Here is a 26,023-nt window from a genome sequence, read left to right on the forward strand (position 1 = left end):
ATATGTTTTTTTAAATACTACAAATAATAATTTTAAAAAATTTAATTAAAAATTGCTTTTACTATATCATTACCATTTGCAAACAGCACTAAAGCTATTAAAATGAAGAAACCAACCATTTGCGCTTTTTCTAAAAACTTCTCTCCAGGCTTACGTCCAGATATCATTTCGTATAATAAAAACATTACATGACCACCATCTAATGCTGGTATTGGTAATAAATTTAAAACACCTAACATTATAGATAAAAATGCGGTTAATCCCCAAAAGGCTTGCCAGCTCCAAGTGCTTGGAAATATATCGTAAATAGCTTTAAAACCACCAACACCTTTATATGCACCTGTTTTAGGATTAAAAATTGCTTTTAATTGTCCAAAATATGATGTGATTTGACTGGTAAACTTTTTAAATCCAACGCCAAAACTTTCTCCAAAAGAATAATTTTTTGTTATAATTTTTAAATAACCTAATTCTTCAAAAGTTTTTAAACTTCTTGTTGTTACAACATCAAGTTTAGCATACTGATCAACTTTTAAATCTCTATTAATTGTAGTATTACCTCTTTGTATAGTTACATTAATAGTTTGCCCTTTTGTATCTTCTAAAATCGGAGCTACTTGATCAAAGTATTCTGCTGGTTTACCATTAATGGATTTAAAAATATCTCCTTTTTGTAGATCAACAGATTTATTTAAAGAAGTATCCATTATCTTTTCAACTATAAAAGGTTGACGCAAATCAAATAAAGATCTATCATCACTTGAAGATAATTGTCCTAAAAAATCTATGGGTAATTCTATTGTTTTTTCTTCTTTTCCTCTTTTTATAGTAACATTATTAGCTCCAATAATATTTCGTCTAATATCAGATTCATATTTTACAGGTTCTCCATCTACCTTAGTAATTTTATCTCCTGTCTTAAAACCTATTTTAGTTAAGATTGGATTTTCTATTACAAACCCATCTTTTAAGCTTGAAGCAGAAATATCTGTATCTCCGTACACAAAAGATGCTACAATATAAATAACTAATGCTAGTAAGAAATTTACAAAAACACCACCTAACATTATTATTAAGCGTTGCCATGCTGGTTTAGACCTAAACTCCCAAGGTTGTGGTTCTTGCGCCATTTGCTCTGTATCCATACTTTCGTCGATCATACCAGAGATTTTTACATAGCCTCCTAATGGTAACCATCCTATACCGTAAACCGTTTCGCCTATTTTCTTCTTAAAAAGAGAGTATTTTACATCAAAAAAAAGATAAAACTTTTCGACTCTGGTTTTAAATGCTTTTGCAGGGATAAAATGTCCTAATTCATGTAAGACAATTAGTAATGACAGACTTAATAAAAACTGTCCAATTTTTATGATAAATTCCATTTAGTATTGTTATTCAATAGTAGTCGGCAAAAGTAAGTATTTAAGCTTAGTATAAAAAACTTAATACCTTATGCTTAAGTATAATTAACAAATTTTATGAGCTATATCATGTAGTTAATCCTCTTTTTACTCGTATTTTTGTATTCCGAATTTAAATTAACTTGGTATGCTTAACTTTTTTAAAGCTTATAAAAGATTTGCTATTGTTTTTGGAATCATTTCAATTATAATTATTTCAATTTTTTACAACATTTTGAAGGTAGACAAACCTTTACCTATTTATCAACCTGCAGATGTAAGTACTGAATTGGTTGATAGCACCATTCAACACAAAATAAAATATCATAAAATAGCAGATTTTAGTTTAATCAACCAAAACGGAGATACAATTACCCAAGATACTTATAAAGATAAAATTTACGTTGCCGATTTCTTTTTTACAACCTGCCAAACCATTTGTCCCATTATGACAGATAACATGGTAGATATTCAAAAAGAAATTAAAAATGATGATGAAGTTATGCTGCTTTCTCACTCTGTTACACCAAAAATTGATAGTGTTGCACAGCTAAAACGCTACGCCATTAAAAAAGGTGTTATTGATAGTAAATGGAATTTAGTTACCGGAGATAAAGGCGAAATTTACCGATTAGCCAGAAAAAGTTATTTAGCTGTTAAAGACGATGGAATGCCAGACGATTATGGCATGGTACATACCGAAAATTTTATGCTAATAGACAAAAAGAGACAAATTAGAGGCTATTACGATGGTACTAAAAAAGATGAAATTAAACGTCTTTTACAAGATTTAAAAACTTTAAAAAAAGAATATGAAGATTAGTTTTTAGCTTTCAATTTTTTTAGGCTAAAATTTTCCATTACTTTTGCTTCTTTAAAATCAATCTAAATAAGCTTGAACAATACACTAGACACATTAAAAAAAGGAGAAATAGCAACTATAATAGATGTTTCTTCAAAACATATACCTCTAAAACTTCTAGAAATGGGATGTTTGCCCGGTAATAGTGTTCAGTTGGTTCAATTAGCACCTTTTGCAGATCCAATGTATTTAAACATTAACGGTAGTCATCTGGCAATTAGAAAAGAAACTGCTATTCATATTTTAATTGAAAAAGAAACTGTATGAGTAAGCAAATTAATGTCGCTTTAATAGGTAATCCTAATACTGGAAAAACTTCTGTTTTTAATGCCTTAACAGGTTTAAATCAAAAAGTTGGAAACTATCCAGGAATTACTGTAGAAAAAAAAGAAGGTATCTGTAAATTACCAAGAGGCGTTAAAGCACATATCATAGATTTACCAGGAACTTACAGCCTAAATGCATCATCCTTAGACGAAAATGTAGTTATCGAACTTCTTTTAAATAAAAACGATAAAGATTTTCCTGACGTTGCTGTCGTAGTAAGTGATGTAGAAAATTTAAAACGTAACCTTTTACTTTTCACACAAATAAAAGATCTTGAAATCCCAACCATTCTTGTTATTAATATGGCAGATAGGATGAGCTACAAGGGTATTTCTTTAGATATTCCTTATTTAGAGCAGGAGTTAAATACTAAAATTGCCTTAATAAGTACAAGAAAAAAACAAGGTATCGAAGGTTTAAAAGATTTAATTTCTAATTTTAGAGAATTGTCTACAGAACCGTGTTTACATGCATCTGAGATTGATCCAGATTATTTTAACAAACTACGTAAAGCCTTTCCTAACCAACTACTTTATAAACTTTGGTTGGTAATTACACAAGATGTTAACTTTGGTAAAACAGATAGAAATGAAATTGAAGCTATTGCTAGTTTTAAAACCAAATCTAAAAGCGATTTAAAACGACTACAGCAAAAAGAAACTATTAAGCGCTATCAATTTATAAACAATACCTTAAAAGTTGGACAAACCATAGATGTTAGTCAAGCTAAAGATTTGCGTACAAAATTTGACCGTATTTTAACCCATAAAATTTGGGGATACGCCATCTTTTTTATCATTTTACTTCTAATTTTTCAAGCTATCTACGACTGGTCTTCAGTTCCTATGGATTTTATTGATAATGCTTTTGCTAATCTTAGTGATTGGGTTAAAAACACATTACCAGAAGGCGCATTTACTAATTTATTAGCAGAAGGAATAATATCTGGACTTGGCGGAATTGTCATTTTTATACCACAAATCGCATTTTTATTTCTCTTCATAGCTATACTAGAAGAAAGTGGTTACATGAGTCGTGTAGTTTTCTTAATGGATCGTATAATGAGACGATTTGGATTAAGCGGTAAAAGTGTTGTCCCTTTAATTTCTGGAACTGCATGTGCCATTCCTGCAATTATGGCTACGCGTAATATAGAAAGTTGGAAAGAACGTCTAATCACCATTTTAGTAACACCTTTTACAACGTGTTCGGCTAGACTGCCTGTCTATTTAATTATCATTTCTTTAGTAATTCCAGAAGGACGATTTTTAGGATTAAGTTACCAAGCATTAACCTTAATGCTGTTGTATTTACTAGGTTTTGGTACTGCAATTATTTCGGCATACATTTTAAATAAAGTGCTTAAAATTAAAAGTAAAACCTTTTTTGTGGTAGAAATGCCAAACTACAAATTACCATTGTTTAAAAATGTTGGCTTAACGGTATTAGAAAAAACAAAGTCGTTTGTTTTTGGTGCTGGTAAAATTATTTTAGCGATCTCTATTATACTTTGGGTTTTAGCATCCTATGGTCCTGGTGAAAACTTTAATAATGCAGAAGAAATTATTAAAACCGAATACGCGTCACAAAATTTAAGTGAAGACGAATTAAGTCAAAAAATAGCTGCTCAAAAATTAGAACATTCCTTTATTGGTATTGCAGGACATGCAATAGAGCCTGCTATTAGACCTTTAGGTTACGACTGGAAAATAGGAATTGCAATTGTAAGTAGTTTTGCTGCTCGCGAGGTGTTTGTTGGTACATTAGCAACCATTTATAGCGTTGGTAATGATGATGAAGACACTATAAAAAACCGAATGGCAGGAGAAGTAAATCCAATACTTGGCGGACCATTATTTAATTTTGCATCTGGTATTTCATTATTATTATTCTATGCGTTTGCAATGCAATGTATGAGTACGTTGGCAATTGTAAAACGAGAAACAAACAGCTGGAAATGGCCAATTTTACAGCTTGTAATTATGACCTCAATTGCTTATATTACTGCTTTAATGGCATTTCAATTTTTAAAATAAAATGAACACTTTACAAAATATATTAGTTTTTTTAACCTTTGGTTTAGCTCTTTCATTTTTAATCAAAAAATTCTTCTTCAAAAAGAAATCGAAAAAATCTTGCGGAACCGATAATTGTGGATGTAATTAGCTCTAACCTAAAGCCACATCCAAGGTCATCATGACTATAAATCCACCAATAAATCCAAGTGTTGCTATGTCTGTATATTTATCTCGTTGCGTTTCTGGCACTACTTCTTCAACAACTACAAAAATCATAGCACCTGCAGCAAAAGCTAATGCATAAGGTAAAATTGGAATAAAAAACGTTACTGCAACAGCACCAATAACTGCAAAAATAGGCTCGACAATTGCACTCATTTGTCCATACCAAAAGCTTTTAAATTTACTTACGCCTTGACGTCTTAATGGCATAGAAACAGCTAAACCTTCTGGGAAATTTTGTATGCCAATTCCCAATGCCAAAGCAACAGCACCACCAATACTAGCTTCTGGTATTCCTGCAGCAACACCTCCAAAAAGCACACCAACAGCTAAGCCTTCAGGTATGTTATGTAATGCAATTGCTAATACTAATAAGGTTGTTCTGTGCCAAGGTGATTTTACGCCTTCTTTTTCGCTTTCTTTAAAATTGATGTGTAAATGCGGTAATACTTTATCTAATCCAAAAATAAAAAGTGCGCCTAAAGCAAATCCTACTGCAGCAGGAATCACTTTTACAAATCCTTCGCCTGGACTCATTTCTATTCCTGGTGCTAATAAGCTCCAAAAACTGGCTGCAACCATAACACCGCCAGTAAAACCAAGCATACCGTCTAGCAAGGCTCTATTCATTCCCTTAAATAAAAATACTAGTGCAGCACCAGATGCTGTTAAAATCCATGTGAATAATGAGGCGTACAATGCACCTAATATAGGATCTATACTTTCAAAATATTGAATAATGCTATCCATTTTATACTAGTTTTATGTAAATATTATTTGAAATTAATTTAGAAATTTGAAGTGTTTTGTCTTCAATTTTTATAGTCATAGAGTCGTCAAACTTTTCTTTTCCAACCACTTCTATAGATGTTCCTAAGGCTATGTTATGCTTACTTAGATATTTTAAAAAATCTGATGAAGAATCGTTTACACCAACACAAACACCAACACTGTTAATGCTTACTTTAGATAAAATTGTTTTTTCTCTAGTAACCATATTTCCGTTTTTATCCGGAATAGGATCTCCATGTGGATCATGCGTAGGAAACTCTAAAAACGCATCCAATTGGTTGACTAATTTATCAGATTTAATATGCTCTAATTGTTCTGCTACATCATGTACTTCGTCCCAAGTAAAATTTAGCTTTTGCACTAAAAACACTTCCCAAAGTCTATGTTTTCTAATAATTGAAGTCGCTACAATTTTACCATCTTTGGTTAGGCTAACACCTTGATATTTTACGTAATTAACCAAGTCTTTTTCGGCTAATTTTTTAACCATATCGGTTACAGAAGACGCTTTGGTCTCCATTTGCTCTGCAATTGCATTGGTACTTACCGCAGTAGTTCCATGCTTACCAAGATGATAAATTGCTTTTAAATAATTCTCTTCAGATAAAGTCACTAGTTCATTTTTAGATAAACAAAGATACAAATTTAATATATTCAAAAACATATTTTTAGACAAGCCTAAAAATATGTTTATATTTGCATAAAAATAATTAAATAATGAAGTTAGTTTCGCTCTTAATATCTCTATTTTCAGTAATATGTGTTGCGCAAAATACATATACAATCTCTGGTACAGTTTCTTCAGAAAACACAAGTATACCTTATGTTAACGTTTATTTAGAAAACACCAAGATTGGAACTACAACTAATGAAAACGGTTATTTTGAAATTAAAAACATCGCAAGTGGTAATTATACAATTGTTGCATCTTACGTTGGTTTTAAAACTGAAAAGAAAGAAATTATAGTTGATAAAAACTTTAAAAACCTATCATTTCAACTTATAAATGACCAATCTTTAGATGAAGTCGTTGTTTCTGGAACATTAAAAGCTGTAAACCGATTAGAAAGTGCTGTTCCTGTAGAAGTGTATACGCCAACATTTTTCAAAAAAAACCCAACTCCAAATATTTTTGAAGCGTTGCAAAACGTAAACGGTGTAAGACCTCAACTTAATTGTAATGTGTGTAATACTGGCGATATACATATTAACGGACTTGAAGGTCCGTACACTTTAGTTTTAATAGATGGTATGCCAATTGTTAGCGGTTTATCTACTGTTTATGGATTGTCAGGTATACCAAATTCTTTGATCGAACAAGTCGAAATTGTTAAAGGTCCAGCATCTTCGTTATATGGTAGCGAAGCTGTTGGCGGATTAATTAATATTATTACAAAATCTCCAGACAATGCGCCAATCGTATTTGCAGATAGTTTTATCAACTCTTGGGGCGAACTTAATGTTGATGCTGGTTTTAAAGCTAAAGTTGGTAAAAAAGCAACTTTATTGTTCGGGACTAACTACTTTAAATTTGACAATCTTATCGATAATAACAACGATAATTTTACAGATTTGACGCTGCAAGATCGAATTTCAATATTTAATAAATGGGATTTTAAACGAAAAGACAACCGAAAATTTTCAATTGCTGGACGCTATTTTTATGAAGATAGATATGGTGGAGAATTACAATGGAATAAAAATTTTCGAGGTGGAAACGAAGTTTATGGCGAAAGCATTTACACTAGCCGATTTGAAATTTTAGGTAAGTACCAATTACCGGTTAATGAGCATATCAATCTGCAATTTTCATATTCTGATCATGATCAAAACTCAGTGTATGGAGATACGCCATACTTAGCAAAACAACGTATTGGTTTTACGCAATTGGTTTGGGATAAACCTTTAAGAAATCACGATTTATTATTTGGCGCAGCGTTACGTTATAACTATTACAACGATAATACAACTGCAACTATAAATGCAGATGAAGTTACTATACCTTCTCTTTTTGTTCAAGATGAAATTAAGCTAAACGATAAACAAAATTTATTATTAGGATTACGATATGATTATGATAACCGACATGGATCAATCCTAACACCTCGTATTGCTTACAAATACAAACCAACTGAAGACGATATTATTAGACTAAATGCAGGAACAGGTTTTAGAGTTGTAAACCTTTTTACCGAAGATCATGCTGCACTAACTGGTGCAAGAGATGTAATAATTGAAGAAACATTAGATCCAGAACAATCGTACAATATTAACCTTAACTATCTAAAGAAATTTTACACTAAAAAAGGTATGATTTTCACTTTAGATGCTTCGGCTTGGTATACTTATTTTACTAATGCAATTTTACCAGATTACGATACTAATCCTAATCAAATTATATACGACAATTTAGATGGACATTCTGTATCTAAAGGGTTAAGCTTAAACTTTGACGCTATTTTTGCAACAGGTTTTAAAGCGAATATTGGTGCGACAGTACAAGATGTTACACAAACTGAAAACAACATAAAGACACGACAAATTTTAACCGAACGTTTTACAGGAACTTGGGGAATATCCTACAAACATTATCCAACGCATTTAACCATTGATTATACGGGTAATGTTTATGGACCAATGCGTTTACCAACTTTAGGGGATTTAGATCCAAGACAAGACTACTCGCCTACTTGGAGCATACAAAACATACAATTAAGCTACGATAAGTTTAAAAACCTTGACATTTATGGTGGCGTAAAAAACTTACTAGACTGGACACCAAATAAAGGCAACCCTTTTATCATTGCTAGAGCAAACGATCCTTTTGACGAAAATGTTCAATTTGATAATAGTGGTAATGTTGTTGCAACACCAGATAACCCTTATGCATTAACCTTTGATCCTTCTTATGTCTATGCACCAAACCAAGGAATTAGAGTGTTTTTTGGGATGCGTTATACTTTAAAGTAACTCTATTGTTTTTCTAAAGTCATACCTTTTACCCAAAACAAGTTAGATTGATAAAAACGTAAGGCTGTTTTAATAACTCTATCCGATGTATCTCTTGGTGATTTAGATATGTATCTTGCTTTAGTTTCATTAAAATCTAAAGTGAAAGTACCGTCTAAAGATGAAGATGAAAAAGAAACAACCTTTTTATCTATTTTCCAATGTCCTTTACCGTAAGTGTTAGTTTCTTTAGGTATTCCGTTTTCATCTCTTTTATAATTATGAAAGCTGAAAGTACCGTCTTGATGTAATGTTAAGGTACGCTTTAATTCAAATAGTTCAGAATTTGTATGCAAAAGGTATACGCCAGAAATATCTTGCGCTGTGCTTGAAACACTCCAAATAAAAAATAAAAGAGCAATGCTATATTTCATATTAAAAAATTGAAAAGTTAACATCTGTATTAATCACAGAAAGATAAATTAAAAGCCACGTTCTTTTTGTAACTGTTCATAAGCTTTTTGTACTTGTCTAAACTTTGCTTCTGCGCCTTGTTTGTGTTCTTCGCCAAGATGCTCTACACGATCTGGATGATATTTCATCACCATTTTACGATACGCACGTTTTATTTGGTCTACAGTTGCTGCTTTATCTATTTCTAAAATTTTATAAGCATTATCAGATTGATTATAAAACATGGCTTTAATGCTATTATAATCACGACTGCTTATTCCTAAATAACCTGCAATGGTATAGATTTGACGCTCTTCTTCATCTATAACAATCTCATCTGCTTGTGCTATTCCGAATAAAAAATGAAGTAATTGCAAACGCGCTGCATGATCCATCATAGTTTTGATCTGCAAACAAACCTGACGCGTATTAATATGTTGATTATTAATTTGTTTGAATAATCTAAATGCTTTGTTGGCTCTGTCTTTGCCATACATTTCTACAAACTTCTTACGCACATAATCAAGCTCGCGTTGGTCTTGACTACCGTCTGCTTTTATCACTACGGAAGCTAAGATTAATAAACTTACTTCAAAATCTCCTGAAGTGGTTTGTGCTCTTTTTTGTTGCTGTGTACGGTAATCTGGTCGTGTTCTGTATCTTGGTCTTTGTTGTTTTGGTTGTCCGTCGCCTAACAACGTTCCTTTACCATCTGCTAATGCGTCTCCTAAACTACCTAAAGCTAACCCTATTATTGCACCAATTGGTCCGCCTAAAGACCAACCTAAAGTGGCACCAATCCATTTTAATGCACTCATTAATTTGTTTTTGTTGTAAATATAATACTTTGTAAGTATACTTTTTGTTGGTTTTGTTACTGGTTTTGGCTGGTAACTGCGTTAAGGATAGAGGCTTTGTTGGAGCGCCTTGCAAAGCGCGACTGCCGATAGCCTGACCTTATGACACCATAAGTGTTATAAGGTAACACCAAAATAACTTTTGCATGGTTTTTGCTTATCTTTGCAAAGAATAGATTTATAAATACAAAAATTACATAAATATGTATCCAGCAGAATTAGTAAAACCAATGCGCGAAGACTTAACAAACGTTGGTTTTGAAGAATTACATACACCTGAAGCGGTAAAGGCTGCATTAGCAAAAGAAGGTACAACGTTAGTAGTTGTAAATTCGGTTTGTGGTTGTGCTGCTGCTAACGCACGTCCAGGAGCAAAAATGAGTTTAAACAATCCTAAAAAACCTGACCATGCGGTTACGGTTTTTGCTGGTGTTGATAAAGAAGCTACTGATGTTGCTAGACAGCACATGGTACCGTTTCCTCCAAGCTCACCAAGTATGGCGCTTTTTAAAAATGGCGAATTAGTACATATGTTAGAAAGACATCATATTGAAGGTAGACCTGCAGAACTTATTGCACAAAACCTTATGGATGCTTATAATGAGCATTGCTAAGCCTTAGCAGGATTAAAGTATTATTTAAAAGCCACGATTTTTTATCGTGGTTTTTTTATTTTTGAAACTTAAAAAATCACTACTAATGAGAAAACTTTTAGCTTATCCGTTAACTTGTATTTACTTCCTATTTTTTGGGTTAAGCTTACTTGTTTTTCATCCAATACAATGGTTTTGCTTTAATGTGTTTGGCTATCAAGCTCATAAAAAAAGTGTAGATTATCTTAATTTTTGCTTGACACGTTGCTTGCATTTTTTAGGCTGTACTTATCAATTTAAAGTGCCAAGCGATTTACCTACTAATGTGCCTGTAATTATTGTTGCTAATCACCAAAGCATGAATGATATACCACCAATAATATGGTTTATGCGCAAGTTTCATGTTAAGTTTATTAGCAAAAAAGAATTAGGTAAAGGTTTACCAAGTGTATCTTATAATTTACGTCATGGTGGATCGGTTTTAATAGATCGTAAAGATGCCAAACAAGCACTTAGCAAGATTAAAGAAATGGCTGCTTACATTGAAAGAAATAACAGAAGTGTTGTTATTTTTCCTTAAGGAACGCGTAGTCGTGATGGACAACCAAAACCGTTTCAGACACGTGGTTTAGCTACTTTAATCGAGCATGCTCCAAATGCTTATATTTTTCCTGTTACGATAAATAACTCTTGGAAAACATTGATTTACGGAAAATTTCCTATGGGTATTGGTTACCGCCTAAAATATACAATTCATAAACCATTAAAGGTAAGTGATTACGATACACAAACACTTATAGAAACTACAGAAAACACCATTAAAAACGCCATCACTTTTGAAAAATAATCAAATTATTGAAGCTACTAAAACCTTTGTAAAAACGACTTTAAAAGATGCTGAAGGTGGACACGATTGGTTTCATACAGAACGTGTTTACAACAATGCGTTATTAATTAGTAAAGGTGAAACGGTAGACGAATTAGTTGTTGCGCTTGGCGCTTTATTACATGATATAGCAGATAGTAAATTTTATAAAGGTGACGATACTGTTGGACCAAAAATAGCTGGAGAGTTTTTAATGAAACAAAACGTATCTACCAAAGTAATTAATCAAGTCATTAAAATTATTGAAAACGTGTCTTTTAGTTCTAATATAGATAATGCTTCTGCATTTAAATCTAAAGAATTAGAAGTGATACAAGATGCAGATCGGTTAGATGCGCTTGGTGCTATTGGTATTGCACGTACATTTAATTATGGTGGATTTAAAAATAGAGCACTTTACAATCCAGATATTAAACCTAATTTAAACCTTACAAAAGACGAATACAAAAAATCTACTGCACCAACTATAAATCATTTTTACGAAAAATTATTATTGTTAAAAGACAAAATGAATACTAAAACTGGTCGTAAAATTGCTGAAGAAAGACACAACTACATGGTTGATTTTTTAAAGCAGTTTTATGCTGAATGGCATGGTGAGAAGTAGTTTAAAATAACTTTAATTGTCCGTCTTTATAACTTTCGTGTTGGTTTGTGTTTAATGTTGGCATTGCTTTATCTTTAAAATATTTAAGTTTAGCCAGTTGCATTAAATCTGAAACTTGTTTTGCAATATTACCTTCACCTTTCATGCGTGTTGCAAATCTAGAATCGTTTAAATTTCCGTTGTGACAGTCTTTAATTTGATTAAGTACTTTTTCTGCTCTATCTGGCATTTTTTTCTGTATCCAATCTGTAAATACTTGCCCAATTGCACCGTTAAGCCTTACTATGGTATGCGCAATACTTAATGCTCCAGCTTCACTTACTGCTTTTGCTAATGGTAAAATTTCATGACTGTTTATGGATGGTATTATTGGCGCTAACATGACATTAACAGGTATATTATTTTTGCTTAAAATTTTTACGGTTTCAAGTCGTTTTTTTATGGTAGCTGTTCTTGGCTCTAGTATACGCCTTGTCTGTTCTGATAAAGATGTAATTGAAATATTTACACTAATTAACTGGTCTTTTTGCAATGCTTTTAAAAGATCTAAATCTCTTAAAACCAAAGCATTTTTAGTAATTATTGAGACTGGATGTTTATATTTTAAAAATAGCTCTAAACATTTTCTGGTTATTTCAAATTGCTTTTCAGCCGGTTGGTAGCAATCTGTATTGCCAGACATAACAATTGGATGTGCTTTCCATGATTTCTTCTTTAAAAAATCTTCTAAAAGTTGTGGCGCATTTTTTTTTACCAGAATACGTCTTTCAAAATCTAAACCTGCACTATAGCCCCAATATTCGTGACTATTTCTTGCATAGCAATAAATGCATCCATGTTCGCAACCTTGATACATATTCATAGAATATGACATACCAACATCTGGAGAATTTACTTTATTTACAATAGTTTTTGGATAGACTTCTAAATATTGCGTTTTGTCATTGTCTGCTACCTCACCTTCTTTTTCACAATATTCTAAAAAATCGTCTCTTACTTCGTGAGATAATTCAAAAAAACGATTGTTTATGTTTTGCTGCGCGCCACGTCCTTTTTTTATCGAACTATTTAACATATTTTATAATTTTTGTAAAATTACAAAACAATATCATGTTTATGTTTTAATTTTTAATAAATAATAGCACTCATCAAAACATATTATATAAAAAAGGTGAGCCATATTTAGCTCACCTATATAAAATTATGTATTAATAGATTATTTACCAGGAAAATTTGCTTTTCTTTTTTCTAAAAACGCAGTTGTACCTTCTTTAAAATCTTCGGTACCAAAACAAGCTCCAAATTGCTCAATTTCTACTTCAAATCCATTAACGCCATCTTTGTAATTTGAGTTAACTGCTTCTATTGCTTTACCAATAGCTACGCTAGAGTTTTTCATGATTTTTCCAGCAATTTTTTCGGCTAATGGCAATAATTCTTCTTGCGCCACCACATGATTTACTAAGCCATAACTTAGCGCAGTTTGTGCATCTATCATTCCTGCAGTCATAATCATTTCCATAGCACGACCTTTACCAATTAGTTGTGGTAAACGTTGTGTACCACCATAACCAGGTATTACACCTAAACTAACTTCTGGCAAGCCCATTTTTGCATTATCACTTGCAATTCTAAAATGAGCCGACATTGCTAATTCTAATCCGCCACCAAGCGCAAACCCATTGACAGCAGCAATTACTGGTGTACTTAAATTTTGTACAAAGTCAAATAAAATCTCTTGTCCTTTTGCTGCTAATTTACCACCGTTTTCTACATCAAAATTAGCAAACTCACTAATGTCTGCACCAGCAACAAAAGCTTTTTCGCCGCTACCTGTAACAACAATCACTTTTATATCTTTATCTTGATCTGCCGCTTTAAAAGCTTGATGAAGTTCTTCAATTGTAGCTTTATTTAAAGCATTTAACTTTGATGGTCTGTTAATTGTAATTGTTGCTACACCTTGATTGGATGTACTTAAAATATTTTCAAAATTCATAATAGAAATGTTTTAGTTATTTAGGAAATGAAACCGTAAAAGTAGTTCCTATGTTTTCTTGAGTTACAAAGGTAATGGTTCCTTTATAAGTTTCTACAATATTTTTTACCATAGCTAACCCAAGTCCCATTCCGCTTGACTTGGTAGTAAATTTAGGTTCAAAAACTTTGTCGAGATTTTCTTCTGAAATACCTACACCGTTATCAGAAATATTAATTTTTACTTCTGTATCTAAATCTAATACCTGCACTACAATCTTTGGTTGTTTAGTGTCTGGTATGGCTTGTATTCCGTTTTTAACCAAGTTAGTAACTACACGTATTAACTGAGTACGATCAAACTTGGCAATAATTTCATCTTTTTCTGGTAAAAACTCTATATAATCTTCGTTAAAAATATCTAATGCTAAATCTATAATTTTAACTACGTTAAGCATTTCGTTTTGCTGTGCAGGCATTTTTGCAAAGTTAGAAAATGCGCTTGCTATAGAGCTCATTGTGTCTATTTGTTGGATAAGTGTTTTACTGTATTCGTCTAACTTTTTGATAATATCAGGATCTTGTGGATCAAATTTTCTTTGAAAACTTTGTACCGTCAAACGCATTGGCGTTAAAGGATTTTTAATCTCGTGCGCTACTTGTTTTGCCATTTCGCGCCAAGCTTGCTCACGCTCACTTTTTGCTAATTTCACAGCACTTTCTTCTAACTCGTCAATCATACTATTGTAAGATTTTACAAGTGTATCAATTTCAGAAGAAGACGATTTTATAACAATTTTTTCATTACGTTTTTCAAGTCTAATCTGCTTAATCTTTTCACTAATTGTTTTAAGGGATTTTGTAATATATTTTGAAATTAAAAATGCTAAAAACACTGCTATGATTAACATCAGTAAATAAGCATATCCTAAACGCTCAAAAAACTCATTCAACTCGCGTGATAGAAAATCGTCATTTTCTAAATATGGTAAATTTAAAATTGCTAAAGGCTTAAATTTTTGATCTGTAATGTAGGTATAAGACGACCTAAAACTTTGTCCTTTTACATCACGTTTTTGCACATATCTATGATCAACAGTCGAATTTAAAATATTAAGTACCTCTGCATTTAAGCATTTTTCTTTGACATCTTGTGGTAATGCTGCTTTAGACGAAATTAATAAAGCACCTTCTAAATCATACAGATTAACTTGAAGCCCATGTACGTCTGCTATTTTATAGATTTCTTCTTTAAAAATGAAAGGAATTTTATCGGGAACAACCTCAAAAGACGTTTCTCTTATCACAAAATTTATGTGACGTTTTATACTAGTTTCTTTACGTTCTAAACGTTGTTTGTGGTAGTCTTGTGTTTCTTCTCTATATTGATACGCAGCTACTAATGCTATTAATATAGAAGCTAATAGCACTAAAGAAATCATTGCTATAAATATGCGTAATCGTAAAGAAAGTTTTCCGAATTTCATTTCTTAAATATAGCAATAATCAAACCAAAATATTAGATTAAGATTTAAGCGTTAGGATTTTTTTCGCGAATGCGTTTATAGATCTTAAATCCAAGCATTAACAACACTCCTAAAACTACAATACCTATAACACCAAATACCCAGTTTATGGCGCTTTTTAAAATTACTAAAAATACAACTGCAAAGAGTATAAATGTTGCTCCCTCATTCCAAAGTCGCATAAAATTTGAAGTCTTTTTAACTTCATCTTTTTGTAATTGTTTGTAGTAAACATGGGTCATATAATGATAAATATATAATAAAACTACAAAGGTCAATTTAACATGCATCCATGGTTGTTTTAACCAAACAGGCTGCAAAATAAGCAACCAAATTGCAAAAATAGTTGCTAAAATTGCGCTTGGCCAAGTAATGATAAACCATAAGCGTTTTGCCATTAGTTTTAATTGTTTCCCTAAAATTTCTTTATCTGGAGATGGTTTATGATACGCTTCTATTTGGTATACAAATAGTCGCGGAATGTAGAATAAACCCGCAAACCAAGTCACAACAAAAATAAGGTGTAACGCTTTTATGTAATTATAATATTCCATTAGTCTTTTGGTACTAAGTTAGTTTTAACTTCACGATATAAAAAATAAGCGGTAATTAAAGTAGAAAGGACATCTGCAATTGGAAAGCTAATCCAAACACCAAGTTCTCCAAACATATTTGGCAATACCAACAACAACGGTATAAAAATAAAACCTTGTCTTGTTAAAGTAAGTAATAATGCAGGTGTAGCTTTACCAATTGCTTGGAAATAAGCTGCTCCAATAAGTTGTATGGCTATAATTGGTGTTACTGCAAAAACCCAACGCATGGCGCTTGGTGTTTCTTTTAAAACTTCTGTATCTGAAGTAAATAGTTTTGTGATAAACTCTGGAAAAACCATTAACAAAATAAACACTAATGTTCCTAAAATAACAGCGTATTTAATGGCTGTGAAAATGGTTTCTTTGACCCGTTTATAGTTTTTTGCGCCGTAATTAAAACCAGCTATTGGTAAAAACCCTTGTGTAATACCATACACAGGAAATAGAGCAAACATTAACATACGACCAACAATAGCGTAAGCTGTAACCGATGTTTCTCCTCCTAATTTGTATAAAATATTATTTAAAAATAAATACGTAATACTAACCACAGCTTGTCTAGATAAAGTGACAAATCCAAGACTAGCTATTTCTTTTACAATTGGAGTATCTAACCTAAATTGATTAGTTTGAATTTTTAAGGTTGAATATTTTGAGTAAAAATACCATAAAATATACATAAAACAACATAAATAAGATCCTGTTGTTGCCCAAGCAGCGCCTGCCATTCCTAAATCTAAAAACTTGATAAAAACAACATCAAGTATAAGATTACCAATAGACGGTATTAACATTGCGTACATTGCAAATTTTGGGTTGCCTTCAGCTCTTATTACCGTATTACCCATCATGCAAAGTGCCAAAAACGGAACGCCATAAAGCACTATAGTATAGTAAACTTTTGCTGGCTCAAAAATATCACCTTTTCCGCCAAAAGCGGGAATGATATTATCTACAAAAAACAACCCAAAAACCACAAATATTATTGTGAATAATAAGGTTAACGTAATTTGATTACCAAAAACACGTAATGCTTTTTTGTAATTATTTTCACCTAAAGCACGAGATATAATAGAAGATCCTCCAACACCAATACTCATCCCTAAAGCAGCAATAAAAAAAGACACAGGAAGTACTACATTAATTGCCGCAATAGCAACAGATCCAATCCAATTACCCACAAAAATAGTATCTACTAAAATGTTTAAAGACATTACTAGTATACCTATGGACGCCGGAACTGCTTGTTTAACCAATAATTTACTAATGGTTTCAGTCCCTAAATTAGATGAGTTGCTATTTTTCATTTAGATTGTTGCAGGTGTTTTTGCCCATTCTTCAATCCATTTCACTAAATTATTTACCCAATTTTGATCGGTATTTAAGCATGGTACTGTGGTAAAATCTTTACCGCCAACTTCATGAAAAATCTCTTCACCTTCCATAGCAATTTCTTCTAAAGTCTCTAAACAATCACTAACAAAAGCAGGCGTTACTATTGCCATATTTTCTATACCACTTTGACCTAAACGCTCTATAGTACGGTCTGTATAAGGTTGTAACCATGGATCAAACCCTAACCTAGACTGAAAGGATGTTGAGTAAGTTCCTTCTTCTAAATTTAAATATTCTGCAACTAATCGTGTTACTTCTTTACATTGATGTTTGTAACAAAACTCATGTGCTTTACTTTCGGTTTTACAACATGCACAATCTATAATATCACTTGGTTTACAATGTCCGTTGGTGATGTCACTTTTTCTAATATGGCGTTCTGGAACACCATGATAAGAAAACAATAAATGGTCGTAATTTTTACCTTGTAAATGAGATTTTATTGATTCTGAAAGCGTCTTTATATACTCTGGTTTGTTATAAAACGCTGGCAGGCTTTCAATCTTTAAATTAGGGAAATGTTGCTGCCTAATTTCTTCAGCTAAAACCAAAATAGTCTCGGTAGTTGCCATAGCAAATTGAGGATAAAGCGGTATTAAATATACGTCTTCTACACCTTTATCAACTAACTCTTGCAATCCTTTTTTTATGGTCATACTTCCATAACGCATTGCTAACGCTACAGGATACTCTACTTGCTCTTGTACTTTTTGTTGTAATTCTTCACTAATCACAATTAAAGGCGATCCATTTTCCCACCAAATTTTTTGATACGCTTTAGCGCTTTGTTTTGGTCTTGTGTTAAGAATAATCCCTTTAACTAAAAGGGTTCTTGCCCATTTTGGCACATCAATAACACGCGGATCCATCAAAAATTCTCCTAAATATTTTTTTACATCTTTCGGGTTAGGGCTATCAGGAGAGCCCAAATTAACTAGAAGTACTCCTTTTTTCATTTGCAAAAATTTAAGAGTGTAAAAATACAACTCTAATTTTATAATACCATTTTATTTCTTTTAGTTATACATACTTAAAGTCTATGATTACATAAATAAAACCTTTATTATCAAATTTAGTTTAATATATTTACCTTACTGCTATTACATTAACATATGAAAAAATATATCATTGCGCTTTTCTGCGCAATTTCGCTTACATCAATTGCTCAAGAAAAAAATCAAAGTTTATTATGGGAAATATCAGGTAATGGTCTAACCAAACCATCCTATATTTATGGGACAATGCACGTTAGTAAAAAAGTAGCTTTTAGACTAGACGATGTTTTTTTTGAAGCTTTAGATAAAAGTGAAATTGTAGCTTTAGAGTCTGATCCTTCTTCTTGGTTACCTTTTAATTACCAAACCCTTACACTTTCTCCTCAAAATTATAGTTACAGAAATTATGACAAAAACTTTTACTCTAATTTAATGGGAATTGAACATCCTGAAGAAGTAGAAATTAGAGGAAGTATAAGAGCAGATAATCGTATGATTAACGGTTATTTGTATCGTAAAGATGGATATTCTGACAACTTTGAAGAAGAAACTTACCTAGATATGTTTATTTACCAAGCTGGTAAGAAAAAAGGAAAAGATGTCTATAGTTTAGAAGATTTAGAAGAGTCTCGATTTTTAGTTGGTAAAGCTCAACACAATGCCACAAAACCAAAAATAGATCCTTGGTTACAAAAAATCTACGAAAAAGAAAGTCCGTATTTGCTTCAAGAAAACACGTACAGAGACAGAAACCTAAAGCTTTTAGACTCTATTGGAGAAGCTACAAATACAGAGTTTTTTAGAGAACATATGCTATACAAGCGTAATGCAAATATGGCGCATGTTATGGATAGTTTAATGCAATCTAAAACCGTATTTGCAGGTGTTGGCGCTGCACATTTACCTGGCTCTAAAGGCATGCTAGAAATGTTTAGAAAAAAAGGATACACGGTAAAACCATTATTATCTAAACAAACCGAAATTGGTAAAGCTAAAAAAGATGCAATTGAGGATTATATCTTACCAGAAAAAACAACTTTAAATAGTACTCCAGATCATTTTATAAGCCTGAATACTTTTACCAAACTATATGAGTTTGCTTACGGAAGTCAAAAATATTACATCTCTCCAGATATGACTAATGGTGCATATTTAACCATTAATCGCTTTAATACTTTTAACTATTTACCTCATGAAAAAGACATTACTTTAGAACGTTTAAATGACTTTTTATTTGAAGACATTCCTGGAGACATCATTAAAAAGGAAAAAATAACATCACCTTATCTTGGCATAAGTATTTTGAATAAAACCAAAAAAGGCGATTATCAAAAATACCATATCTACAAAACACCTTTAGAGATAATTATTATAAAATTAGCTGGTCCAAAAAATTATGTTTTAAATCAAGAGGCAGATATTTTTGACTCTATTACTTTTAAAACACAAACTTCAGAATTTAAAAATTTCACTTCAAACTATAATAAATATGAAGTTGACTTTCCTGAATATATGATCACAGAAAATCTTGAAAATGCAGGACAAAAACTTATACAGGGTAAAGTTGATAATAACTACTATTTCTTAAAAGAAGGCGCTTTTAATGATACTTTTTACATAGAAGAAGATAAGTTTGAAGCTAAATTTATTGTTACTAACTTTTTTAAAGATTTAGATATTGACGACCATACTGGTAGCTTCGATAAAAAACCATATTACAGTTATACCGGTATTGCAAAAAAAGATTCGACCAACGCAGAAAACATACATCTTAAAAGCATTATAAAAGATGGTAGTTATTATCTGTTAGGTTACGTTGGTGAAGATACCCAAAAAGCAAAAGCATTTTTCGATTCGTTTAAATTTAAAGTCACCAAACATCACGGATTTAAAAAAACTATAGATACAACACTATATTTTTCGGTAATCACAAACACAAAAGCACCATCTTTTGATAATTACTACGGTTACAGCAGCAAGAAAAAAGACTATGAAGAAAAAACAAAAAGCACTACTTACTTCTCTAAAGCTAACGAGCAAATAAACATCACTAAAACCAAATTTCATGACTTGCAGATGTACAAAAACATTGATAGTTTATGGAACGAGATTGACAATAAATTAAATCCTTTTAAGGATTATAAAGACTACGATAGTGGTTATAAAAAATATATAATAACAGATAAGAAAAAGTATCAAAGAGATGATAAATATTACTATGATTTCACTATAAAAGACTCGTTAAGCGCTAAAGAAATCTTGGTGAAAAATATCCTTAAAAAAGGTGCACTTTTTGAACTTAAAACTTTAACAGATTCTATTTCTGAACCTTCAGAATTTATCACTAAATTTTACGATACCTTTGAACCGTTAGATACACTTTTAGGTAAATCGGTATTTAACGATAAAACCATTCTATTCTTTGAAGCATTAAAAAATAATGACAGCATTGTCTTAAATGCAGAATCTAAAATTAAGTTTAGCAAAGCAAATGCTAGCACAATGATAGATTTGATTAAAAACTTCGAGTTCCCACAGAATAAAGAAGATTTAAAAACCTTTTTAATTTCAGAATTAAATGACTTAGAAGATCCTCGTACCGATGCTTTTCTAAGACAATTATACTTAGATTCCTACTCAGAGCCAGACATACAAACAACCATTTTAAAATCTTTAATTAATAAAAAGACAAAAAAGTCTTATAGTCAGTTTTTAGAATTACTAAGTAAAGATTTACCTCTAGATAAATCTATCAATTACATGTTTTACAGCTATCAAGATTCTTTAGAATTAAAAAAGATGCTGTTTCCTAACATCATGCAATACACTACAATTAAAGAATACAAAGAACCTGTATACAAACTTTTAACTAGGCTAAAAGATAGTAATGTAGTAAAAAATAAGATTTACAAAAAATATAAGAAACAAATCTTAACAGACGGTAAAATTGAGATAAAACGTAGCTTAAGCAACGGTAACAATTATGGTTACAAATCCTATAATAGTATCTTACCGCAATATGTAAAACTACTATTTCCTTATAGAAACGAACAAAACGTAAAAATCTTTTTCGAAAAACTCTTAGACAGCGACAACAACCAAGCACTAACAACCTATTACGTACTGTTAGAAAAAGCTAAAGAAGATATCCCAGAAAAGCTTAAGAAAAAAACCATAGAAGAATTTAAAAATCAAGCTATATTAGTAGATAAAATGTATCGCCATAAGCTATTTAAGCCATACTTAAAAGAAAAAATAACTCAAGAGATGTATGCAAAATCTACCCTTTTTGAAAATAAAACAATTCAAGAAGAACGTGATTCTATTCAATTTATAGGCAAAAGAGAATTTACAACAGATAACAATAAAGAAGGTGAAATTTACTTTTACATGTTTATCAAAAAACGTGAAAAAGATGAAGATAAACGCTTCTACTACGCTGCATTTTTGAAGCCAGAAGACCCTAAAAAACTACAAACAAAAGTATTCTATAAATCTGGTTATAGTGGTAATTATATTGACGACAATAAAGAAGACAATAAACTTATTGAAGAAGTCCTAGATCAAGTCAAATACAAAGACAGAAAACGACTTAATGATTAATAATAAAAGAGGCGCTAAAAAGCGCCTCTTTTATTTTGATAAAATATATTTTTTTGGTGTTATGCCATACTTTTTCTTAAAAGCAGCTATAAAATGACTTGCTGTACTATAACCAACCCTTAACCCAACTTCATTCACATTATGCGCTCCAGACTCTAATAGTTTTCTAGCAACTTCCATTTTATAATCAAATAAAAAACTAAATACAGAATCTCCGTAAATTTGTTTAAAACCTTCTTTTAATTTTTTTAAAGGCAAACCTATTTCGTCAGAAAGCTCTTGTAAAGTTGGTGGTTCTGACATCCTTGTAATTATAACATCTTTAGCTTTTTTTATTTTTGCAACATTGCTTTCGTCTACTAAAAAAGGACATTGCTCTATATCTGCATCTTCGCCTTTATTAAAATAAAGACTTAAAAGCTCATAAGCTTTTCCCTTAAAATATAGATTTTTGATAGACGAATTCAAATTATAATTCACAATTTGATTTAATGTAATAGCCATAGATGGCGAAATTTTTCCATCCTTATAATATTTTTTATCACGATTATCTTCACTTAAAAAGGTGATATAATTTGCTTCTTGAGAAAATAAACCGTGAAATTTTTCTATTGAAATCAATAACGTAACCAACCAACAATTTGGGTTTACTTCTAAATGTATCGGTAAATCTCTTTCTGGATTGTAAAGCAATAAAGAAGATTCTTCCTTAATGTCCAAACGATAAGTTCCATTATTAAAAACAAAAGTACTTTCACCTTTTAAGCAAAAATGAAACTGTATAAAACTACTATCTATAAAACGTTCAATAACTTGATTTTCAGAGGTTTCATTTTGATAAGTTAAAACAAAAACCTCATCATCAACTTGGGTTTCATTAAAAGAACCTTTAGCGTTATTTTTTTTAGCTACTGAAAGTGACATATTTATCTTTTATTTAGAATGATTCTAAACAAAAGCGCTTAAAACCATTGTGATTACTACAAAAATATGATAATTGTCATTGTTTTGAAAAAAACATGCATAAAAAACGCTAATCGATATTAAAAGTTCCTTTAGCGTTATTTTTTATTTAGCTTACTACATAAATTTGTATCGTAATAAAGTCCCAGTCAGGTAAACATGGAGCATTATCAAAAGTCTTTAGGCACTTATTTCTATGCCTTAGGTTTAAGTTATAAAAAAGCAGACGCAGAAATTAGAGGTCATTTTAGTTTAGATGAAAATTCTAAAACTGCGTTATTGCAACAAGCTAAATCCAACGGAATAGAGAGCTTAGTAGTCACTTCAACATGTAACAGAACCGAAATTTATGGTTTTGCACAACATCCATATCAACTAATTCAATTACTTTGTGATAATTCTAAAGGCAATGTAGAAGAGTTTCAAAAATACGCTTATATCTACAAAGGTAATGATGCAGTCTCACATTTATTTAAGGTAGGATCTGGTTTAGATAGTCAAATTTTAGGTGATTTTGAAATTATTGGGCAACTTAAAAAGAGTGCTTCAGAATCAAAAAAATATAATTTATTAAACCCTTTTTTAGAACGTTTACTTAACTCGGTTATACAAGCCAGTAAACGTATAAAAACAGAAACAGATATTTCTACGGGCGCAACAAGCGTGTCATTTGCATCGGTACACTACATTTTAAATAATGTAGATAATGTTTCAGAAAAAAATATTTTACTATTCGGAACAGGAAAAATTGGTCGTAACACATGTGAGAATTTAGTAAAACACTCTAAAAATTCGCACATCACATTAATAAACCGTACAAAAGATAAAGCCGAGGCTATTGCAGGAAAATTTAACCTTATTGTAAAAGATTATGCAAACCTGCAAGAAGAGATTAATAAAGCAGATATTTTAATTGTTGCTACTGGTGCACAAAACCCAACAGTAGACAAGCATCTTATCCAATCCAAAAAAGGCTTATTAATTTTAGACTTATCTATACCTAAAAATGTCAACGAAAATGTAACCGACTTAAAAAATGTAAAGCTGGTACATTTAGATGATTTATCACAAATTACCGATGAGACTCTAGAACGTAGAAAAAAACATATTCCTGTTGCAGAGTCTATTATAGAAGATATTAAAACAGATTTTGATGCTTGGTTAACTACACGCAAATTTGCACCTACAATTAAAGCATTAAAAGATAAACTATTAGACTTTAAAGCTGCTGAATTAGATACTCAACGCAAAAAAATGGCTAACTTTAACGAAGAACAAGCCGAATTAATTAGTAATAATATCATTCAAAAAATTACTAACCATTTTGCGCACCATTTAAAAGACGATTTAACCTCAACAGACGATAGTCTAGAACTTATAAAAAAAGTGTTTCAATTAGAAAACACCACAACCAATGTCTAAAACCATTAGAATAGGAACTCGCGATAGCGAGCTAGCTCTTTATCAAGCCAAAGTAGTACAAAAATTATTAGAAGAAAAAGGTCATAAAACCATATTAGTACCTGTAAAATCTACAGGAGATATTGTTTTAGACAAACCACTTTACGAGCTTGGTATTACCGGAATTTTTACCAGAACATTAGATATTGCAATGCTTAATCACGATATAGATATTGCTGTACATTCTTTAAAAGATGTTCCTACAATATTACCAAAAGGCATTGTGCAAGGAGCTGTTTTAAAACGTGGCAACATCCGTGATACATTGGTATTTAAAAAAAATGAAGAGTTTTTAGCTTCAAAAAACGGAACCATTGCAACTGGTAGCTTACGCAGACGTGCACAATGGTTAAACCGTTATCCAACTCATAACGTTGTAGATTTAAGAGGAAATGTAAACACACGTTTACAAAAGCTTGAAGATAACGATTGGGACGGCGCCATTTTTGCAGCAGCAGGTATTGGTCGTCTAAATTTAAGACCAGAAAACTCTGTAAATTTAGAATGGATGGTACCGGCACCAGCACAAGGCGCCATTATGGTTGCAGTTTTAGATGAAGACGAAGAAACTAAAAACATCATCTCTGAAATTAATCACGAAGAAACAGAAATCTGTACAACTATAGAACGTACATTTTTAAATAAATTAGAAGGTGGTTGTACTGCGCCAATAGGTGGATCTGCTTTTATAAAAAATGACGAAATTCACTTCCATGGTGTATTACTAAGTAAAGATGGCACTAAAAAAATTGAAGTTAAGCGCACAAAACCTGTTGGCGAGCATTATGATTTAGCCGAATGGGCTGCAGAATACATCATTGAACGTGGCGGAAAACGTTTAATGGACCAGTTAAAAGATGAAGATAAACAGGTTAATATCTACTCTACAAAATCATTTACAGAAGATCAACGCTTCTTATTCAATGAAAAAGTAACGCCAGAAAGTAGTGACTTTATCAAAATAAGCCTTAACCGCATTCATCCAAGATTTGTAAAAAACGAAATTGAAAACGTAGTTATTACTAGTAAAAATGCTGTCGAAGCTTTATTAACAAGCTTCTCTCCTATAGAGCTTCAATTTAAAAACATCTATTGCGTTGGAAGACGTACCAAAAAACTGATAGAAAAAAGAATTGGCAAGGTTAAACACAGCGAAAAAAACGCAAAAAAACTAGCCAATTATTTAGTTGAATATATGGAAGGTACAGAAGTAACTTATTTCTGTAGCAACTTACGCTTAGACGACTTACCTAGCATTTTAGAAAACAACAATATTAAGGTAAACGAAATTGAAGCCTATCAAACAAAATACGATAGTTTAAAAGTACCTGAGTCTGTAGAAGGTGTTATGTTTTATAGTCCTTCAACAGTACAGAGTTATAAAAAAGAAAACATTGCTAATGGTATTGCATTTTGCATTGGCGAAACTACAGCAAAAGAAGCAAGCAAACATTTTAAAGATGTACGTGTTGCCAAAGTACCAACTGTAGAAAGCGTTATAGAATTAGTAAATGACTTTTACACCAACAAGTAAAAAAAAC

The 26,023-nt window shown here is 31.5% G+C and carries 21 protein-coding genes and 1 pseudogene; 10 read left to right on the plus strand and 12 right to left on the minus strand.

Annotated elements, in window-relative coordinates:
- Positions 1–41 precede the first annotated feature (41 nt).
- Complete coding sequence (rseP, locus tag ACEQT4_RS07380; protein WP_106680553.1) at positions 42–1,382, minus strand: RIP metalloprotease RseP; 1,341 nt, start codon at positions 1,380–1,382, stop codon at positions 42–44.
- A 166-nt stretch (positions 1,383–1,548) separates the two neighbouring features.
- Here rseP and ACEQT4_RS07385 point away from each other — a divergent pair, with 166 nt between their 5' ends.
- The 3 genes from ACEQT4_RS07385 (at position 1,549) to feoB (ending at position 4,625) form a co-directional block, all read left to right on the plus strand.
- Positions 1,549–2,223 carry an SCO family protein gene (locus ACEQT4_RS07385; RefSeq protein ID WP_027879186.1) on the plus strand — a complete coding sequence of 225 codons (675 nt, stop codon included), beginning with the start codon at positions 1,549–1,551 and terminating at the stop codon, positions 2,221–2,223.
- 72 nt (positions 2,224–2,295) lie between these two features.
- Entirely contained in the window at positions 2,296–2,529 is a 234-nt protein-coding gene (locus tag ACEQT4_RS07390; RefSeq protein ID WP_027879187.1) for a FeoA family protein, read from the plus strand.
- Complete coding sequence (feoB, locus tag ACEQT4_RS07395) at positions 2,526–4,625, plus strand: ferrous iron transport protein B (protein ID WP_370226787.1); 2,100 nt, start codon at positions 2,526–2,528, stop codon at positions 4,623–4,625. Before ACEQT4_RS07390 ends, feoB begins: the two co-directional genes overlap by 4 nt.
- Before the next feature lie 132 nt (positions 4,626–4,757).
- Here feoB and ACEQT4_RS07400 read toward each other — a convergent pair whose 3' ends face one another.
- Together ACEQT4_RS07400 and ACEQT4_RS07405 are read right to left on the minus strand one after the other, a co-directional pair.
- Positions 4,758–5,579 (minus strand): ZIP family metal transporter, encoded by an 822-nt coding sequence (locus ACEQT4_RS07400; protein ID WP_027879189.1) that lies wholly within the window; start codon positions 5,577–5,579, stop codon positions 4,758–4,760.
- A 1-nt stretch (position 5,580) separates the two neighbouring features.
- On the minus strand, positions 5,581–6,234 hold the full coding sequence (locus ACEQT4_RS07405) for a metal-dependent transcriptional regulator (RefSeq protein ID WP_027879190.1): 654 nt from the start codon (positions 6,232–6,234) through the stop codon (positions 5,581–5,583).
- Positions 6,235–6,338: 104 nt separating this feature from the next.
- On the opposite strand from ACEQT4_RS07405, the gene ACEQT4_RS07410 reads away from it, so the two are divergent.
- Positions 6,339–8,591, plus strand: a complete 2,253-nt coding sequence (locus tag ACEQT4_RS07410; protein ID WP_370226789.1) for a TonB-dependent receptor domain-containing protein — start codon at positions 6,339–6,341, stop codon at positions 8,589–8,591.
- 2 nt (positions 8,592–8,593) lie between these two features.
- Here ACEQT4_RS07410 and ACEQT4_RS07415 read toward each other — a convergent pair whose 3' ends face one another.
- Positions 8,594–9,004 (minus strand): hypothetical protein, encoded by a 411-nt coding sequence (locus tag ACEQT4_RS07415; protein WP_370226790.1) that lies wholly within the window; start codon positions 9,002–9,004, stop codon positions 8,594–8,596.
- Between the two features lie 48 nt (positions 9,005–9,052).
- The gene (locus ACEQT4_RS07420; protein ID WP_370226791.1) at positions 9,053–9,841 is read right to left on the minus strand and encodes a TerB family tellurite resistance protein; all 789 of its coding nucleotides are present in this window, start codon (positions 9,839–9,841) and stop codon (positions 9,053–9,055) included.
- Between the two features lie 242 nt (positions 9,842–10,083).
- On the opposite strand from ACEQT4_RS07420, the gene ACEQT4_RS07425 reads away from it, so the two are divergent.
- The 3 genes and pseudogenes from ACEQT4_RS07425 (at position 10,084) to ACEQT4_RS07435 (ending at position 11,966) form a co-directional block, all read left to right on the plus strand.
- Positions 10,084–10,494, plus strand: coding sequence for a BrxA/BrxB family bacilliredoxin (locus ACEQT4_RS07425; protein ID WP_027879194.1), 411 nt, complete (start codon positions 10,084–10,086; stop codon positions 10,492–10,494).
- A gap of 85 nt (positions 10,495–10,579) precedes the next feature.
- Positions 10,580–11,320, plus strand: a pseudogene (locus ACEQT4_RS07430) (lysophospholipid acyltransferase family protein).
- Positions 11,310–11,966 (plus strand): HD domain-containing protein, encoded by a 657-nt coding sequence (locus ACEQT4_RS07435; RefSeq protein WP_370226793.1) that lies wholly within the window; start codon positions 11,310–11,312, stop codon positions 11,964–11,966. The pseudogene ACEQT4_RS07430 and the gene ACEQT4_RS07435 overlap by 11 nt, the downstream one beginning before the upstream one ends.
- Position 11,967: 1 nt before the next feature.
- Here the strand turns inward: ACEQT4_RS07435 and ACEQT4_RS07440 are convergent, their stop codons facing one another.
- The 6 genes from ACEQT4_RS07440 to hemH form a co-directional block, all read right to left on the minus strand.
- Positions 11,968–13,041 (minus strand): PA0069 family radical SAM protein, encoded by a 1,074-nt coding sequence (locus ACEQT4_RS07440; RefSeq protein ID WP_370226795.1) that lies wholly within the window; start codon positions 13,039–13,041, stop codon positions 11,968–11,970.
- A 141-nt stretch (positions 13,042–13,182) separates the two neighbouring features.
- Entirely contained in the window at positions 13,183–13,965 is a 783-nt protein-coding gene (locus ACEQT4_RS07445) for an enoyl-CoA hydratase/isomerase family protein (protein WP_370226797.1), read from the minus strand.
- Positions 13,966–13,981: 16 nt separating this feature from the next.
- Complete coding sequence (locus ACEQT4_RS07450) at positions 13,982–15,430, minus strand: ATP-binding protein (protein ID WP_370226799.1); 1,449 nt, start codon at positions 15,428–15,430, stop codon at positions 13,982–13,984.
- A 44-nt stretch (positions 15,431–15,474) separates the two neighbouring features.
- Positions 15,475–16,023 (minus strand): CopD family protein, encoded by a 549-nt coding sequence (locus tag ACEQT4_RS07455; RefSeq protein WP_027879200.1) that lies wholly within the window; start codon positions 16,021–16,023, stop codon positions 15,475–15,477.
- A complete protein-coding gene (locus tag ACEQT4_RS07460; protein WP_370226801.1) occupies positions 16,023–17,372 on the minus strand; it encodes an MATE family efflux transporter in 1,350 nt (449 codons plus the stop codon). The genes ACEQT4_RS07455 and ACEQT4_RS07460 overlap by 1 nt, the downstream gene beginning before the upstream one ends.
- Positions 17,373–18,416, minus strand: coding sequence for a ferrochelatase (hemH, locus tag ACEQT4_RS07465; protein ID WP_027879202.1), 1,044 nt, complete (start codon positions 18,414–18,416; stop codon positions 17,373–17,375).
- 156 nt (positions 18,417–18,572) lie between these two features.
- Here hemH and ACEQT4_RS07470 point away from each other — a divergent pair, with 156 nt between their 5' ends.
- On the plus strand, positions 18,573–22,058 hold the full coding sequence (locus tag ACEQT4_RS07470; RefSeq protein ID WP_370226802.1) for a TraB/GumN family protein: 3,486 nt from the start codon (positions 18,573–18,575) through the stop codon (positions 22,056–22,058).
- Between the two features lie 30 nt (positions 22,059–22,088).
- Here ACEQT4_RS07470 and ACEQT4_RS07475 read toward each other — a convergent pair whose 3' ends face one another.
- Positions 22,089–22,982 (minus strand): helix-turn-helix transcriptional regulator, encoded by an 894-nt coding sequence (locus ACEQT4_RS07475; protein WP_370226804.1) that lies wholly within the window; start codon positions 22,980–22,982, stop codon positions 22,089–22,091.
- Between the two features lie 198 nt (positions 22,983–23,180).
- On the opposite strand from ACEQT4_RS07475, the gene hemA reads away from it, so the two are divergent.
- Both hemA and hemC read left to right on the plus strand, forming a co-directional pair.
- Positions 23,181–24,443, plus strand: a complete 1,263-nt coding sequence (gene hemA, locus ACEQT4_RS07480) for a glutamyl-tRNA reductase (protein ID WP_370226805.1) — start codon at positions 23,181–23,183, stop codon at positions 24,441–24,443.
- Positions 24,436–26,016 carry a hydroxymethylbilane synthase gene (hemC, locus tag ACEQT4_RS07485; protein ID WP_370226806.1) on the plus strand — a complete coding sequence of 527 codons (1,581 nt, stop codon included), beginning with the start codon at positions 24,436–24,438 and terminating at the stop codon, positions 26,014–26,016. The genes hemA and hemC overlap by 8 nt, the downstream gene beginning before the upstream one ends.
- The last annotated feature ends 7 nt before the right edge of the window (positions 26,017–26,023 follow it).

Origin of the sequence: Mesoflavibacter sp. (assembly GCF_964226795.1) — a bacterium.
GTDB lineage: Bacteria > Bacteroidota > Bacteroidia > Flavobacteriales > Flavobacteriaceae > Mesoflavibacter > Mesoflavibacter zeaxanthinifaciens.

Bases quoted from the DNA above. Each gene is read 5' to 3' on its own strand.
- rseP (WP_106680553.1), bottom strand. From the start codon at position 1,382: ATGGAATTTATCATAAAAATTGGACAGTTTTTATTAAGTCTGTCATTA.
- ACEQT4_RS07410 (WP_370226789.1), top strand. From the start codon at position 6,339: ATGAAGTTAGTTTCGCTCTTAATATCTCTATTTTCAGTAATATGTGTT.
- hemA (WP_370226805.1), top strand. From the start codon at position 23,181: ATGGAGCATTATCAAAAGTCTTTAGGCACTTATTTCTATGCCTTAGGT.
- ACEQT4_RS07440 (WP_370226795.1), bottom strand. From the start codon at position 13,041: ATGTTAAATAGTTCGATAAAAAAAGGACGTGGCGCGCAGCAAAACATA.
- ACEQT4_RS07420 (WP_370226791.1), bottom strand. From the start codon at position 9,841: ATGAGTGCATTAAAATGGATTGGTGCCACTTTAGGTTGGTCTTTAGGC.
- ACEQT4_RS07450 (WP_370226799.1), bottom strand. From the start codon at position 15,430: ATGAAATTCGGAAAACTTTCTTTACGATTACGCATATTTATAGCAATG.
- hemH (WP_027879202.1), bottom strand. From the start codon at position 18,416: ATGAAAAAAGGAGTACTTCTAGTTAATTTGGGCTCTCCTGATAGCCCT.
- ACEQT4_RS07415 (WP_370226790.1), bottom strand. From the start codon at position 9,004: ATGAAATATAGCATTGCTCTTTTATTTTTTATTTGGAGTGTTTCAAGC.
- ACEQT4_RS07455 (WP_027879200.1), bottom strand. From the start codon at position 16,023: ATGGAATATTATAATTACATAAAAGCGTTACACCTTATTTTTGTTGTG.
- feoB (WP_370226787.1), top strand. From the start codon at position 2,526: ATGAGTAAGCAAATTAATGTCGCTTTAATAGGTAATCCTAATACTGGA.
- ACEQT4_RS07425 (WP_027879194.1), top strand. From the start codon at position 10,084: ATGTATCCAGCAGAATTAGTAAAACCAATGCGCGAAGACTTAACAAAC.
- ACEQT4_RS07460 (WP_370226801.1), bottom strand. From the start codon at position 17,372: ATGAAAAATAGCAACTCATCTAATTTAGGGACTGAAACCATTAGTAAA.
- ACEQT4_RS07385 (WP_027879186.1), top strand. From the start codon at position 1,549: ATGCTTAACTTTTTTAAAGCTTATAAAAGATTTGCTATTGTTTTTGGA.
- ACEQT4_RS07400 (WP_027879189.1), bottom strand. From the start codon at position 5,579: ATGGATAGCATTATTCAATATTTTGAAAGTATAGATCCTATATTAGGT.
- ACEQT4_RS07470 (WP_370226802.1), top strand. From the start codon at position 18,573: ATGAAAAAATATATCATTGCGCTTTTCTGCGCAATTTCGCTTACATCA.
- ACEQT4_RS07445 (WP_370226797.1), bottom strand. From the start codon at position 13,965: ATGAATTTTGAAAATATTTTAAGTACATCCAATCAAGGTGTAGCAACA.
- ACEQT4_RS07475 (WP_370226804.1), bottom strand. From the start codon at position 22,982: ATGTCACTTTCAGTAGCTAAAAAAAATAACGCTAAAGGTTCTTTTAAT.
- hemC (WP_370226806.1), top strand. From the start codon at position 24,436: ATGTCTAAAACCATTAGAATAGGAACTCGCGATAGCGAGCTAGCTCTT.